Here is a 15,233-nt window from a genome sequence, read left to right on the forward strand (position 1 = left end):
TGCAGGCGCAAACGCTGAGTGTGGAAACAGTGCGTTCAGTCGCACAGCTGCAACAAGCACAACAAAAGCCGGCGCAGTTCCGGCTGCATTTAATCGACATCGGCACCGGCCTCGCCATACTGGTCGAAGGGTCTGATTTTAAACTGCTATTTGACGCTGGCTCGGCTGATGATAAAAAAACCAATAGCAAGCTAGGTTCAAAAAGCCGGCTGGTGGCCTATCTGAATGCCGCGCTTGGCCGGCTCAATCAACCACATTGCCGTAGTCTGGGTGATGTTGATGTGAAATCTTCTGCCAATGCGCCAATGTTGGATTTTGTATTTTTAAGCCATCCGCATGAAGACCATTTAAGTCAGCTGTTGCCGGTGTTGCAGTGTTTTGCGGTGAAAACATTGTGGGAGCCCGGCATTATGCATAAAACGGCTGGTTATCAGCAGTTTCGCCAGTTTATGCAGGATGATAAAACAATTCAGTATCACACGGCGGTGAAACAGCCCTGCCCGCGGGGTCTGCGTGCCAGCTCGCACTGCTCGTCTATTTTTCAGATTGGCGAAGAAATAAAGCTCGGGCAGCAGGCCAGCGCCAAAGTGCTGCATGTTGGCAACCAACCCAACCACCACCCGAATTTATATTCGGTGGTGCTTAAACTGCAGCTTGGCACAACCTCAGTGTTACTCACCGGTGATGCTGAATCAGGCGCCAGAGCGCAGTGGCATCTAGCGCCAGGCGCCACCGAAAAGTTTCTGCTGGCAAATTTTCCGGATGAGTTAACCGCCGACATCTTGCAGGTCGGCCATCATGGTTCTATCACCTCCAGCCGCCAGCCATTTTTGCAGGCGATCAAACCAAAAATAGCTTTGATTAGCGCCGGGCCGAAAAAATATGGCTCGGTGGTGTTACCGGATCAAGCGGTGGTTGATGCACTGACCAGGCTTGGCGCGGATATCTATCGCACTGATGTCAATGATCAACAAGGCTGTCCGGTGATAGATAAAATTGGCGCCAATGACCCCGGCAACCCCGGTGGCTGTGACAATTACCTCATCCGTATTCAGAATACTCTGCCTTAAATCCAATGCGCTGTACAAATAATCGTCAATGAGCGCCAGCAGACAGACCAAATCAGGAAAATCATCGATGATGCCAGTCCAGTAACTGCCACAGTTCCCGAAAAGGTGTCCCCAAATGAGTTTTTTCACCACGTCCGACCAACAACAACTGTATTACAAAGATTTAGGTGAAGGCCCGCTAGTAGTGTTTATTCATGGCTGGCCCTTGTCGGCCGACAGCTGGGATGAAATTGCCATGGTGGTCGCTGCCCGCGGTTATCGCACTATTGCCTATGACCGCCGCGGTTTTGGCCGTTCAACACAACCTTGGCGTGGTTATGATTACAACCGGCTGGCCGACGATTTAGCCGAACTGCTGCTGCATGTTGGCGCTGAAAATGCCACTTTAGTAGGTTTTTCAATGGGTGGCGGCGAAGTTGCGCGTTACCTGTCCCGCCATCAAGGGCACAGCATCAGCAAAGCGGTACTGATCGGTTCCATTTTGCCGTTCCGTTTGCTAACGCACGACAACCCTAGTGGCACTGCACCAGAACAATTCGCCAAAACAGCCCAGGCCATTAAAACCGACCGACCACATTTTTTACAGGGATTTTTTAAAGATTTCTTTGGTATGAGCCTGTTATCGCAACCGGTCAGTTATGAACTGCTGGAATGGATGCGCAGCATTGCACTGCAAGCCGGCATCCATAGCACGCTCGGATGTCTTGATGCTTTTTCCGGCACCGATTTCCGCCCGGATTTAGCCGCTTTTACCATGCCAACCTTGATTATTCACGGCACCGATGACAAAACCGTGCCAATTGAGGCATCGGCTTATCTGACGGCCTCGGCGATTGTTCACGCCACTTTGCTGGAATATCAAGACGCCCCGCATGGCCTGTTTGCCACCCACCGCGATCGGCTGATCCAGGATTTACTATATTTTCTGGCAACATCTGACAACCTCGCCCCCACCTCCAGGGCAGCACTTGCACTGGCAGCTAATTAGAGGCTGACATACGGGACTGCGTGCTTAGGATTGAGCAGTGAGGATTGAGTAGTGAGAAGCACAGGCTGAAAACCACAAAGTGTAGTTTCAGCCCGGCAACTTCAGTATCAGCCCCTGCTATCGTGGTTTAACCAGACGCCGGATCCATCACAGGCTGCGGTGCTGGTAGCTTGTTGCTTGGGCTTGGCGCCGCTGCGGCATGACGCTCATTGGCAAATAGCTGGTAGCACAATGGCAGCACAAAAAGTGTAAACAAGGTGCCAAGCAGCATGCCGGCAACCAGCATAATGCCGATACTATTACGGGCTTCAGCGCCAGCGCCACTGACCAGCACCAATGGAAAGTGACCCAGCACCGTCGCTGCCGTAGTCATCATCACCGGACGGAACCGGCTGACAGCAGCTTCAATCGCCGCCTGCGACCTGCTCATGCCTTCGAGTTGCAGTTGATTGGCAAATTCCACGATCAGAATGCCATTTTTAGCAACCAACCCCACTAACGTCACCAGGCCAATCTGCGAATAAATATTTAAGGTGGTTAATTGCAGATATGGCAACAATAATGCCGCCGCCAACGCCAGCGGTACACTGCCACACAGCACCACCAGCGGGTCGCGGAAGCTGTTAAATTGCACCGCCAGCAACAGATACACGACCAGCAATGACACCAGCATCACCTGAACCAATGACGTACCTTGCTGCCGCAATTGACGGGATTCACCTGCGTAGTCAATCAGGTAGCTGGGCGGCAGTACCTCCCGTGCCGCAGCTTCGAGAGCCTGCAACGCACTTTCTTTGGTACTGCCAGCAGCAACGCCGCCATAAATCCGCACCGCATTTTGCTGGGAAAAACTACTAAGCTGGCGTGGCACCGTCAGCCAATGTATTTCAGCAATGTCAGCCAGAGGGAACAGGCTGCCGTCCGCGGTTTTGATCTGCAGATCTAACAACCGGCTGGTATCGGCACGCATCTCCTGACTGAGCAACGGGATCACCTGATAGGCTTTGCCTTGTTCATCAAACCTGTTTACATAATTGGTCGACAATAACACCGACAACTGTCGACTGACATCGGCGACCTGTAACCCCAAATCAGCGATTTTTTGCCGGTTTAACCGCAGTTCCGTTTGTGGCAAATCGATTTTTAAATCAGTGTCCGCATACAAAAAGTGTCCGCTCTGAAAAGCGGCACCTACCAGTTTATCAGCATAGGTTTTCAGCTCAGTGTAAGGTGCATTGGCTTTGACGATCAGCTCCACATCAAACTGACCAGCGCTCGGCAGCGGTGCTGGCATAATAGGCAGCGGCTGGATCCCTGGCTGCGCCGATAACAACCCGTACACTTGCCCCAACATCTGTTGCGTGGTTTGGTCGCGATCTGCCGCTGCGGAAAACTCAATACCACCAAAAGCACCATTGATAAAAATGTTCTGCCACATTTGTGTCGCACCGGGCAGTTGCAGCAGAGAATCCACCATCGGTGTCAGCTGTTGCTCGTTGTAAGCTAACGAAGATTCCGGCGGCGACTGCACCAGCACATAAATACTGCTTTGATCTTCCACCGGCGCCAGTTCCTGTTGTGATCCCTGGTAAAACGGCACTATCAACAAACTGAGCAAAACGGCGCTGACCAGTAACTGGTTGCGGTATCGTTGTGCCTGCAGCAGGCTAACCCGGTACGCCGCACTGACACGGCCAAAGGCCTGATTGATCCGCTGGCTGAAACGGCTTTCGCGGCCTGCATCGGCAATCACCCAGCTGCTCATCACCGGTGATAAAGTCACTGCCACCACGCCGGAGATCACAACGGCAATCGCCAGGGTAAAAGCAAATTCGCGAAATAATACCCCGGTCAAGCCTGACAACAGACCTATAGGCGCATAAACCGCCGCCAAAGTCAGGGTCATGGTCACAATCGGGGTAAACAACTGCCGGGCGCTGATCAATGCCGCCTGATAGCGCGAGTGGCCTTGCCGTACTAGCCGGGCGACGTTTTCCACCACCACAATAGCGTCATCCACCACCAGCCCCACCGAAAGCACAATTGCCAGTACTGTCAGCAAATTCAGCGAAAATCCGGCCAGACTGATGGCCGCAATCGCCCCCAGGATCGACACCGGAATCGTCACCAGCGGCACGGCGGCGGTGCGTAACGACCCCATCATCAACAGCACCACCAGCGCGACCAGTAAAATGGTCTCGGCCAAAGTGATAAAAATCTCCCGCAGCGCATCACGCATATACAAAGTGCCATCATAGGCATACTGGATTTCCACTCCGTCCGGCAACGTCGGGTTCAGCGATGCCGTTAATGCATACAAGGCATCACCCACTTCAATTTCGTTGACGCCAGGTAAAGGCCACACCGACAGATAAACGGTATCCTGCTGATCCAGCCTGGCTGTCATCACGGGTTCTTCATGTGCCAGCTGAACTTTGGCAACATCCCGCAGATAAACGGTCTGCTCTTCGGACTGTTTTACAATGAGGCTGGCAAAGTCATCCATGCTGCTCAGTTGGGTATTGGCAACCAAATCAATGCGTTGTTTGCTGGTCTCGGTAAACCCCAGCGTGGCAATACTGTTATTTGCCGCCAGTGCCTGCCAGACATCATCCGGGCTTAAGTTAAAAGCGTTCAGCCGGGCAGCATCCAGCTCAACCCGCATTGCCGGCGTGCGCCGACCTTCAATATCGACTTTTTGAACCCCGGCAATATTTCCCATTACCGGCACTACCTGTCGCGACAAATAATCGGTCAACTGGCTAAGCGGAATTCCAGAAGCACTGACATTCAGATAAAACAGCGCATGCGGTCGATCAGCTCTTTTGACATTCACCAACGGATCTTCAGCGCCTGCCGGCAGCTGGTAGCGGATTTGACTGAGTTTACTGTTCAGCTCTGCCAGAGCGCGGGTGCTGTCTTCATTCAGCCGCAAGTACACAGTCACAGTGCTTTGACCGGCTTTGCTGACGGCATCCACATAATCCAGTCCGGGAATTGTGGCGGCAACACGTTCCACCGGATCGGTAATAAAACCTTTGACTGTTGCTGCGGCGGCGCCGGTATACCGGGTGCTGATCTCCAGCGCTGTGCTTTCAAGCCGCGGGAACTGTAAGATGGCAATTTCTTTTGCCGCCCACAGACCGCTGAGGCAAATCAAGATTGAAAGCACAATGGCCAGGATTGGCCGGCTGACAAAAATGTCACTGCGTTGTTGCTGTTGGCTGCTCATGATCAGAACTCCCTCGCAGCAACCAACTGCGTTGCAGCCGTCTTGGTGACTTCAGCGCGCAGACCGTCACGCAGCTTAAATGCGCCTTCACCGGCGATCAGTTGCGCCTGTTGCAGACCTGCAGTGACCAGCACCTGCTCACCCAGTCTTGCCCCCAACTGCACCTGTTGTCGTCGGGCGCGCAAAACACCCGCCTGATCTTTTTCCAATAGATAGACATAATCACCCAACTGATCACGCACCACGGCCGTGGTCGGAATAGCCGGCAATTGCAACTGTTCGCCAGTGGCAAAATCGACCTGTACCAACTGGTTCGCGCGAAGTTGTTGTTGCGGCAACGGTAACCGGGCCCGGTATCTGAGCTGACGCAATTGCACACTAACTTCAGGCTCAACTGAAATCACCTGCGCTGTAACTGCCGCTGACTGACCAGGCAACCGGACGCTGATTTCAGCACCCATCGGCAATTCGGGCAGACTTTGGGGTACCGAAAAATCGACCCAGCTGTAAGCCGTCAGGCCAACCAGGCCGGTTAAAATCTTATTACTTTCCAAAAACTGGCCAACCTGCAGATCATGAATACCGACCCGGGCACGAAATGGTGCTTTCAGCACTTTTTTGGCGATGATACTTTGCAACACCTGTTGTTCTGCCTGCAATTCACTAAAACGAGCCTGCGCCAGTTCCAGTGCTTCAGTGCTGACTTTTTGTCCCTGATACAGTTGCTGATATCGACTGACCGTTTTTTGCTGTTGCGCCAGACGGACTTCGGTTGCCTTCAATCGCGCCAGCTCTTCCTGATGCTCAATCTCCAGCAACACCTGATCTTGTTCTACCACCGCGCCTGAACTGAAATTCAGCCGACTGATAGTGCCGGATAATTCATTGGTTAATTCCAGATATTGCGGTGCTTTTAATACACCGCTCACCTGGCGCGTTGGCCGATACCACAGGCTGGCCACGTTTTGGGCCGTTACAGCTGCGGTTTGTTCGCTGGCACTAGCCGGCGTGTTATTCTGCCACTGCCGGAATGCGCTGGCGGCCGCGCTGAGCAGCGCCAGTACGAGCAGGGTGATAAGCCATGGGATCAGTTTCATTGGTGTCCTCCTGACGGGCTGACCTTGCTACAGGGCAGCATTGTTTACGTGAAGTATCTTCACATGAAGATATATCGTTAAATTTTTTTTGTCAACCAGTCGCCTGATCTGCAAATTGGTATTGTTGTTGCTGACAAAAACGGGCGTGGATCACTGCAAGTTCAGCGGCGACTTCGGTGGTATGCAGTAACACCGCCTGATTGGCCAGCGCCGATTGACCAGCGGTTGCCTGCTCCACCGCTTTCATAATAAAGCGGGTTAGCGCATTGCCAATAATACCGGCTTGTTCAGCTTGCCGGGTTGCCGCCGCAATCGCCTCCTCTACCACTGCGCCGTCCAGCGCATCCGCTACCGGAGTTGGCGTGCAAATCAACATACTTTGACGGGGCGCTATCGCCTGTTGCCATTCGATGGCTGCCGCCAGCTGCCATGGGTCATCCAGCCGTTTTGGTGCTTTAAAACCAGATGAACGACAATAAAACGCCGGAAAATCATCAAACTGATAAGAAACGACCGGTACATTATGCGTTTCCAGAAATTCCAGCGTCAGCCCCAGATCCAGGATATTTTTGGCACCGGCGCAAACCACGGCCAGCCCGCTGCGGGTTAACTCAATTAAATCACCGGAAATATCCATGCTCTGCTGCGCCCCGCGGTGCACCCCGCCGAGGCCAGCCGAGGCAAAAAACCGGATCCCGGCATGGGCGGCTATCTGTAGCGAACAGGCAACCGTGGTCGCACCACTGCTGCGACCGGCCAGCACAAATGCCAAATCGCGGCTGCTGATTTTAGGGGTTTGTGGTCGCGTCGCCAGATAAGCCAGCTCGTCCCCGGTCAGACCAACCCGGATTTCGCCATGAAGCACGGCCAGGGTCGCCGGCACGGCGCCTTGAGCCCGGACTCTTTGTTCTAATGCCAGCGCGGTCTGCAGATTCAGCGGATAATCCAATCCCTGACAAATCACATTGGATTCAAGCGCGACCACCGCTTGTTGTTGGGCCAGCGCCTCCTGCACTTCGGCGCTATAACGGATCGGCAGCGCCATCCGCGATCTCCCTGAAAATGGTGTTGCATGCATGATGTTGTCCTTTTCACTGAATAAATACCAGGCCGGTGCGATGCACCGGCATTTGGTGATACGAAGCCCGCCTGGCTGACATTGCCGGGCTTGGCCTTTCCCGGTTCACAGCCATTAAGCTGATTGCAAAGTTGCCAGCTGCAAACTGAGTTGCTGGTAGCGCTGTATGTACCGACTCAGTTCAGCCATACCGTTTGCCTGCAGCAAACTGTAGTGATCGGCGTTGAGCTGCACTTCCACTAAACCCAGTTCGCGACCAACGGCATCAATAAATGAATAATCATCGCCACGGGCCTTAAAAATCACCGGCGACACTTTTAACCGGCGCTGGCTCAGCTCGGCAAAGGTGTAACGGTACTGATAAGTCTGGCGCACCAGAGTCACGATGTTATCCACCAGCGCCTTGGGTAACTGCCGGTAATGCTGACAGATAAAATCAACAAAAGAGGCCTGACAGCGCGCCGTTTGCAGACATTGCTGCAATAAAGGTCCACTGATTTTCTGGGCAAATACGGAATACAACACGGTGACAAATGCCGGTTCGTCAAATTCAGCCCGACCACTGAGGTTCGGGACCGGCAGTACCGGTGAACCTGGTGCCAGTAAAAACAGCTGTTCAACCACATCGCCTTGTTGTTCAAGTTGATAGGCCACTTCAAAAGCGACCCTGGCACCAAAAGAGTATCCCCATAACCGGTAAGGACCTGCTGGTTGTGCTTGTTTCAACAGTGCAATGTCCGCCAGCGCCATCGCACTGATATCGGGCTGAATGGTCTCGGCTGGATCCAGCCCTTCGGCCTGCACTCCATAAAAATTCTGATCAGCGGCGGTCGTTTCGGCCAGCAGACGCAGATTCAGCGGATAGCCGCCAAGACCAGGCCAGCAGAATACGCTGGCAGCACCTTCAGTCCGCTGCAAGGGTAATAACCTGCTGTGCTGGCTGGCGTCGGCAACTGTTTGTTGTACCAACTGCGCTAAAGCTTCGATGGTCGGTGCGGTAAAAATCGCCTGCATCGGAAGTTGCAGCGCAAACTGTTGATTGATTTGATGCATCAGCGCCACAGCCTTTAACGAGTTGCCGCCACAGGCAAAAAAGTCATCCAATACCGACACTTGCTGTAACCGCAGGCTTTGCTGCCACATACCGAGCAACACATTTTCGGTGTCGTTACGGGGAGCCAGCATTGGCGCGGCATTGCTGCTACTTTGCACCTGCGGCGCCTGACGCATCGCCTTCAGGTCAATTTTGCCATTGGCGGTTTGCGGGAAACGGTCAAAAACCACAATATTGTTCGGCACCATATAAGCTGGCAGACTGCTTTGCAGCTCATCCCGCAGGATCTCCGCCGGACCGCGCATATGAATACTATCTTCCTGCATGCCGGTGGATTGTTGTTGCTGCTGGCTGACTTTGCCGCCAATCGCAAAATAGAACGGTGCCTGCGCCATCTGCCGCGACTGACACAGCTCATCCATCCGGCTCGCGGCACAAAGCGGGTGACCCGACTTCGAGCTGTAACCAGATGACATCATGCCAAGCTGCCATGGATTTTGCTGCAACTGCTGCAACCGCCGGCCAAGCGCAATGTACTGATACCAGGGATCTTCGCTGCGGCTAAGCAGACCAATACCAAAACTGGCACGCTGGTACACCTGCTGGTTGATAGCGATCACTTCAGACTCGTTGATCAGCTGCTCATCCAGATACTTTAAACCTGCTGGCTGCCACAGATACTGACCTGCAGGCAGATCGGCCACTGCGCCCGGGTGAACCTGCAGTATCTGGTCGACCGGGGTGACAGGCGCTACCCAGCTGTCGATGGCAAAAGAACCCAGATACTGATCGCTGGCCTGACTGGCCAGTACTTCCTGTAACCTGTGATCAAAATAACCATCCCGTACCGCCAGACCAAACTGTGGCAGGATCTGATCAAACAGCCCCAACATATGACCGGTTTCCATTTCCAGCACTTCAGCAATATTGTTCTGATACACAGGGGCAATCGCATCGACCCGGCCGACAAAATGCAGCTTAAGCAGCGCCCCCGGCACTGCTGTTTTTGTTGCCACTAAATACAGACTGTGTCGCTGCGGGTGATAATAATAAAAACCACTTTCAACACCGAAAAGTCCGTCGATTTCCAGATATAACTGGGTCGCATACAAAGCGCCGGGCGACGCAAAACCATATTTCGGCAGCAGGCGATCTGCACTGTGAAACTGACCAAAATAACGTAACAGATAACCCAGATCAGCAAAGTTTAGTGCTGACAGCAATCGGGGTTGTTCTGCCTGCGGTGGCATACTTTGCAGCAACTGCTCAAGCTGCTGCGCGCTGACCGCGCCACCTTCAAAAAAGCGGTAAGTTTTCCGGGCAAACACCAGCGCCTGTTGTGCCGCTGTGGGCTCTGCCCCTGGTAACGGCAACCGGGCATGACCCAATAATTCCGGTTCCTGCCGTAAACCTGCATTCGAAAGCTGGGCTTTCACCTGCAGTTTGTTTTGTTTTGACTGATGATGTGCTCCCTGCCGTCCCTGATCCATTACGCTGGCATGCTGTTTATCGAGCTCAATACAAGCGATCAGTTGATCGGTGCCTGTCCGGCTGTCCTGACATACCAACACCGCAGCATTTTTGATCCAACGATGTTTTTCAATTTGCAGGCGGATTTCGTCCAGCTCCACCCGATAGCCGCGTAACTTCACCTGGTTATCAACCCGGCCAACAAAATGGGTATTACCGTCCTGATCAGAGCGCGCCAAATCGCCGGTCCGGTACAGCCGTTGATGCAGGGGATCAGTACTCAGTGGGTTATGAATAAACCGCTCGCTGGTAAGCTCAGCCCGCTGATAATAGCCGCGTGCCAGCTGAACACCGCTGATATAAAGCTCACCGGTTTCGCCAGCGGCAACCGGTTGCAGCGCGGCGTCCAGCACATAATAACGGGTATCTGCCACCGGATAACCTATCGGCACGGCCAGCGGTATGGTGGGCAGATTGCTGGCTGTTACTTCAAAAGCAGAAGAGTTAATAGTGCACTCAGTGGGACCATAAAGATTCACCATCCGGCAGTGCGGAAAGGTCGTCAGTACATCTGCTGCCAGTTGCCGGGTTAACAGCTCACCACCGCTGAAAATAAACCTTAAACCACTGGCGATAGCGCTGCCCGGCACTTCAAGCAGCGCCTGCAACAACGTCGGCACGCCCTGCAACACTGTCACTCCAAGTTCGGCAATGGTATCGAGCAGTGCCGGTGGATCCCGGTAAATGCCAGGGGCACCGATAACCACAGTGGCCCCCATGGCACAAGCAAGAATTTCCCATTGAGCGGCGTCAAAACTGAACGGCGTTTTTTGCAATATGGCGCTCTGGCGGTCAAAACCATAGTGTTGCGCCAGCCACTGTAACTGAGCCGTGATGCTACCGTGTGCGATCATCACCCCTTTGGGTGCTCCGGTACTGCCGGAGGTATAAATCATATAAGCCAGCTGTTGCGGGCTAACCAACGGCATAAAATTGTGCAGACCGGCCGGTAAATCTTCAATACATAAAATGGTCACTGACTGCGGCGCCAGTTGCTGCAGTTGCGCCCGCAAATGCCGTTGCGTCAGCACAATGCCCACACCGGCGTCAGTCAACATGTACTGGATACGTTCTGACGGATACTCCGGTGACAATGGCAGATAACAACCACCGGCAAATAAAATCCCCCAGACACCACAAACCAGCTCAGCAGACGGCTCCATATACAAACCAATACATTGCTCCTGCTGCTGACCCAGGCCGACTAACACTTGCGCAATCTGCCCGGCCTGCTGCACCAGCTCAGCATAACTCAGCTCAGTACCGGCGGTGCGAATTGCCACAGCCTCAGGTTGACGCTGACACTGCCATTGCAACAATGCCGGCAAATCAGCCAATTGCGACCATTGCTGATTTTGCTGCCCGAAACTGGGTGCTAACTGGGTTTGTCTGTGCTCAGCGGACTGAGCAGAATGTATAAATTCCATCTTCTTGCCTCCTTGTCGTTCAATGAAAAAGTTGGCTGCGAATGCTCCCAGCCGCCAGATGTTTAAAAATGACTGTACCAAAATAACAGCTTAAATCTTTATGGCAAGTATCTTTATGTGAAGATAGATAATTTAATGCTATTGTCATAAATAAATGAACACCAAGGCTAAAATTCGGATTTCATCATTGATTTATAATAAATTTATAGAAAGAAAACAGTGGTAATCCAACTATTGTCGTGCAAGCAATGAGCGGCTAATATACCTTCCTGTAAAGAAACTTTAAGAGGAGATACTATGAAGGATGATTTGGTTGATGCTGTTATCCAACAATGGCAACGGGAACGGCCTGATGTGGATCCGATGCCAATGGCAGTTATGGGACGACTGGTCCGTAGCTGTGCTTTGTTTGATCGTGAACTAAGTACTGTTTTTAGCGAATTTGGGCTCAATGGTGGCGAATTTGATGTGATTGCCACTTTACGCCGCTCTGGCAAGCCTTATACCTTAACTCCGAATCAATTGTTACAGACGCTGATGCTGACGTCCGGCTCCATGACCAACCGGATCGACAAGCTCGAAGCGAAGCAACTGGTCAGCCGGAGTCCGGATCCCCATGATCGACGCGGTGTACTGGTTTCACTGACCGCAAAAGGCTTAGATATTATTGAACGCGCCTTGGTTCGCCATCTCGCCAAAGGGGAAGACCTGCTGGCTGAACTGAGCCACAGCGAACGTGATCAACTGGCGATGTTGCTGAAAAAGCTGCTGCAATCACAAGGCATGCAATAACTACCGCCAAACGCCCGTGAGCAGTGACTCCATAACTTGTTGGTTGAGCTGAATAAAACCACACCTGAAACTGAGCCCAATCACCAGACTGATGATTGGGGCAGGTTGACGATTGAAGCATACTGAGGGCTAGAGCAAGTTGATGAGCAGGACAAGCTGATAAGCAGGACAAAACCTATCGTTTGTCCTGCTATCGCATCTTCATCAGCGCGGAAACTCAGCCCAACACCAGCGGCTGACGATTCAGCGCGGTCATTGGTGTTTGCTCTGCCAGGGTCGGATAGTCGGTGTATCCAGCAGCACCACCGCCATAAAAAGTGCTGGGATCAACCTGATTATAAGGTCCACCCTGACGGCTTCTGGCCACCAAATCCGGATTTGCCAAAAATAATGCGCCAAAGGCGACCGCATCCGCCAGACCTTGTTGCAAAATCTCACTGGCGATTGCCGGTGTCACAGCTCCGGCCAGCGTACTTTGATGTGGGTTCACGATCAGACAACCGGCCCACATTTGCCGTAACAAGGCCGTCATATCGCGGTTACCCGTTTCCATGATATGCAGGTAAGCCAGATCGGCAGGCAGCTGGCGGCACAATGCCGGATACAACATTAAAGCATCGGCTTCACGGATATCGTTATAGGGATTTTCCGGTGATAGTCTGATCCCGGTACGGCCGGCTCCGATGGCCGCAACCACTGCGGCAGTGACTTCCAGTGTCAGTCGTAGCCGGTTTTGCACCGAACCACCGTATGAGTCCGATCGCAGATTTGTGTTGTCCGCCATAAACTGATGTAACAGAAAACCATTGCCAGCGTGGATTTCCACACCGTCGAAACCGGCGTCAATGGCAAACTTTGCTGCGCTGGCAAAATCCACGATGGTCTGCCGGATGTCGGTGCTGTTCATTGCGCGCGGCACCGGATAAGGCTGCGGACCAGCCGCTGTGTAAGTAAAACCATTGGCCGCCACGGCTGAAGGAGCCAGCGACTGATGCGCACTGGCGTACAAAGATGGATGGCCGATACGGCCGGCATGCATCAGTTGCGCCACGATCAGCCCGCCCTGACGGTGAACGGCAGTGGTGACGGCACGCCAGCTATCGGCTTGCTGCTGATTGTGCAAACCAGGCGAGTGCATAAAGCCCTGCCCGGTGATATTTGGCTGGATCCCTTCACTAATCATCAGACCGGCGCCGGCACGCTGGGCGTAGTATTGCGCCATTAAAGCGGTGGCCAGGCCATCGGCTGTGGCACGGTTGCGGCTCATCGGCGCCATCACAAATCGGTTCTGCAGCGCCAGTGCGCCTGTGGTCAGCGAACTATACAAAGTTGTCATCAGAGTTTTCCTTTGTTTAATGGAGTGAATAATGGGTCGCTACCGGTCACTTCCGCTACCGGGGAAATGACTGGTGCTGGTGGCCGTTGCGCCAGCTTAATGGCGGCCAGAATGGCCAGAGCGCCAACAGCCTGCTGCAATGTAAGCACCTGATTTAATACAACATAACCAAAGACCAATGCCGAGACCGGGCTGGTAAAGGTTAAAAACGACACTGTGACTGCCGGCAAGCGTTGCAAAGCGCGAAACCACAACAAGTAAGCTAAGACGGCGCCAATCAGACAGAGATAACCGTAACCGGCCAGATTTCGCAGGCTGACCTGTGCCGGTAAACCCTCTTGCCACAATGCTATTGGCAATAACAGCAGCCCCCCCGCCAGTAATTGCCAGCCGGTGAAAGTCACCAGACTGATACTGGCAGGTTTTGGCCACCTTTTACTCAGCACGATGCCAAGCGCCATCGACATCGCAGCACATAGCCCTGCTATAATCCCAATCACCGACAAAGAAGCCTGTTGGACTGACACCAGCAGTGCAACACCACAGCTGGCGATGCCGGCCGCGACCATCGGCCGGGCCCGCAATGGTTCACGCAACAAAAACACACTGAGCAGCATCACCAGCACCGGTTGACAGGACATCACCAGCGCCGCAACACCGCCTGGCAAGTGATAGGCAGCCACAAACAGACAATAAAAAAACAAGCCAATATTCAACGTGCCGAGCACTGCTGCCCGCCACCACCAGTGCCCCTGCGGCAGTTGACGCTGCCACAATATCAGTAGCAGTCCGGCTGGCAACGCCCGCAACAGCGATGCCAGCAATGGCCGGTCCGGTGGCAGCAGTTCGGTCGTCACCACATAAGTACTGCCCCAGATCACAGCCGCCAGCACGCCACACAACAGTGCCAGACTAAAGGATCGGCTGCTCATACCACCCCCGCCTGCCAGGTACCAAAATAACGGTCACCAAAGTCGCCAATACCCGGTACCATATAAGCCTGGCCGGTCAGACCCTGTTCAATACTGCTGGTGATGATCTGTACTTTTGGTTGCTGCAGGTTGACTCTGGCGATACCTGCAGGTGACGACAACAAATTCAGCAATACAATCTGCTCCGCCGGCACCCCTTCCGCCAGCAACACGTCCAGAGCACATAACGCCGAGCCGCCGGTGGCCAGCATAGGTTCAAATAACATCACATAACCCTGCGCAATATTCGCTGGCAGTTTGCTGTAGTACAGATGGGGTTGCTTGGTTTGCTGATGACGCTGGATCAGGATCTTGCCGATCGGGATATCCCGGTTGATCCGTTGCAGTTCAAACTCCATACTTTCACCGGCGCGCATGACAGAAACTGCGAACAGCGGTGTCGCCAACTTTTTTCCCTGATACGTTGCGCCAACCGGTGTTGTCACCAGGTGATCCTGAAATGGCAACAAGCCATAAGCTTGCTCCAGTAACAACCGGATCACCTGATCGGCATAAAATGTAAAAGTGGATTGACAGGCCCTGAGGTCACGCATCTGTGTATGTAGTGCGCGTAACCTGTCCGTTTGCGCCAGTTCGATCACAGGTACCGCAGCGCTGGTACTCACCGGAAACACCGGCAGAAGTTGTGCAGACATAA

General features: G+C 53.3%; 10 protein-coding genes. 3 read left to right on the forward strand and 7 right to left on the reverse strand.

Going from position 1 to position 15,233, the window contains the following annotated elements:
* The first annotated feature begins 20 nt into the window (after positions 1 to 20).
* Both A5320_RS03685 and A5320_RS03690 read left to right on the forward strand, forming a co-directional pair.
* On the forward strand, positions 21 to 1,070 hold the full coding sequence (locus A5320_RS03685) for a ComEC/Rec2 family competence protein (RefSeq protein ID WP_197489966.1): 1,050 nt from the start codon (positions 21 to 23) through the stop codon (positions 1,068 to 1,070).
* A gap of 115 nt (positions 1,071 to 1,185) precedes the next feature.
* Positions 1,186 to 2,058 (forward strand): alpha/beta fold hydrolase, encoded by an 873-nt coding sequence (locus tag A5320_RS03690; protein ID WP_068061050.1) that lies wholly within the window; start codon positions 1,186 to 1,188, stop codon positions 2,056 to 2,058.
* Positions 2,059 to 2,185: 127 nt separating this feature from the next.
* Here the strand turns inward: A5320_RS03690 and A5320_RS03695 are convergent, their stop codons facing one another.
* From A5320_RS03695 to A5320_RS03710, 4 genes are all read right to left on the reverse strand, one after another.
* The gene (locus A5320_RS03695; protein ID WP_068061053.1) at positions 2,186 to 5,290 is read right to left on the reverse strand and encodes an efflux RND transporter permease subunit; all 3,105 of its coding nucleotides are present in this window, start codon (positions 5,288 to 5,290) and stop codon (positions 2,186 to 2,188) included.
* Positions 5,291 to 5,292: 2 nt separating this feature from the next.
* Complete coding sequence (locus A5320_RS03700) at positions 5,293 to 6,387, reverse strand: efflux RND transporter periplasmic adaptor subunit (protein WP_068061055.1); 1,095 nt, start codon at positions 6,385 to 6,387, stop codon at positions 5,293 to 5,295.
* A gap of 91 nt (positions 6,388 to 6,478) precedes the next feature.
* Positions 6,479 to 7,432: a pseudouridine-5'-phosphate glycosidase gene (locus A5320_RS03705; protein WP_068061057.1), complete on the reverse strand. Its 954-nt coding sequence runs from the start codon at positions 7,430 to 7,432 to the stop codon at positions 6,479 to 6,481.
* A 147-nt stretch (positions 7,433 to 7,579) separates the two neighbouring features.
* A complete protein-coding gene (locus A5320_RS03710; RefSeq protein WP_082971513.1) occupies positions 7,580 to 11,476 on the reverse strand; it encodes a non-ribosomal peptide synthetase in 3,897 nt (1,298 codons plus the stop codon).
* Between the two features lie 297 nt (positions 11,477 to 11,773).
* Here A5320_RS03710 and A5320_RS03715 point away from each other — a divergent pair, with 297 nt between their 5' ends.
* Positions 11,774 to 12,268, forward strand: coding sequence for a MarR family winged helix-turn-helix transcriptional regulator (locus A5320_RS03715; protein ID WP_068061060.1), 495 nt, complete (start codon positions 11,774 to 11,776; stop codon positions 12,266 to 12,268).
* A 217-nt stretch (positions 12,269 to 12,485) separates the two neighbouring features.
* Here A5320_RS03715 and A5320_RS03720 read toward each other — a convergent pair whose 3' ends face one another.
* The 3 genes from A5320_RS03720 to upp are packed head-to-tail and all read right to left on the reverse strand — an operon-like array spanning position 12,486 to position 15,231.
* Positions 12,486 to 13,604: an alkene reductase gene (locus tag A5320_RS03720; protein ID WP_068061061.1), complete on the reverse strand. Its 1,119-nt coding sequence runs from the start codon at positions 13,602 to 13,604 to the stop codon at positions 12,486 to 12,488.
* Positions 13,604 to 14,536, reverse strand: a complete 933-nt coding sequence (locus A5320_RS03725; RefSeq protein ID WP_068061062.1) for an EamA family transporter — start codon at positions 14,534 to 14,536, stop codon at positions 13,604 to 13,606. The genes A5320_RS03720 and A5320_RS03725 overlap by 1 nt, the downstream gene beginning before the upstream one ends.
* Positions 14,533 to 15,231: a uracil phosphoribosyltransferase gene (gene upp / locus A5320_RS03730; protein WP_082971514.1), complete on the reverse strand. Its 699-nt coding sequence runs from the start codon at positions 15,229 to 15,231 to the stop codon at positions 14,533 to 14,535. Before upp ends, A5320_RS03725 begins: the two co-directional genes overlap by 4 nt.
* Positions 15,232 to 15,233: the final 2 nt, after the last annotated feature.

This window comes from Rheinheimera sp. SA_1 (genome assembly GCF_001669775.1).
Classification (GTDB): domain Bacteria; phylum Pseudomonadota; class Gammaproteobacteria; order Enterobacterales; family Alteromonadaceae; genus Pararheinheimera.

What these genes read in the sequence shown, in the direction of transcription:
- A5320_RS03690 (WP_068061050.1), top strand. Translation starts at nt 1,186, where the DNA reads ATGAGTTTTTTCACCACGTCCGACCAACAACAACTGTATTACAAAGAT.
- A5320_RS03695 (WP_068061053.1), bottom strand. Translation starts at nt 5,290, where the DNA reads ATGAGCAGCCAACAGCAACAACGCAGTGACATTTTTGTCAGCCGGCCA.
- A5320_RS03700 (WP_068061055.1), bottom strand. Translation starts at nt 6,387, where the DNA reads ATGAAACTGATCCCATGGCTTATCACCCTGCTCGTACTGGCGCTGCTC.
- A5320_RS03705 (WP_068061057.1), bottom strand. Translation starts at nt 7,432, where the DNA reads ATGGCGCTGCCGATCCGTTATAGCGCCGAAGTGCAGGAGGCGCTGGCC.
- A5320_RS03710 (WP_082971513.1), bottom strand. Translation starts at nt 11,476, where the DNA reads ATGGAATTTATACATTCTGCTCAGTCCGCTGAGCACAGACAAACCCAG.
- A5320_RS03715 (WP_068061060.1), top strand. Translation starts at nt 11,774, where the DNA reads ATGAAGGATGATTTGGTTGATGCTGTTATCCAACAATGGCAACGGGAA.
- A5320_RS03720 (WP_068061061.1), bottom strand. Translation starts at nt 13,604, where the DNA reads ATGACAACTTTGTATAGTTCGCTGACCACAGGCGCACTGGCGCTGCAG.
- A5320_RS03725 (WP_068061062.1), bottom strand. Translation starts at nt 14,536, where the DNA reads ATGAGCAGCCGATCCTTTAGTCTGGCACTGTTGTGTGGCGTGCTGGCG.
- upp (WP_082971514.1), bottom strand. Translation starts at nt 15,231, where the DNA reads ATGTCTGCACAACTTCTGCCGGTGTTTCCGGTGAGTACCAGCGCTGCG.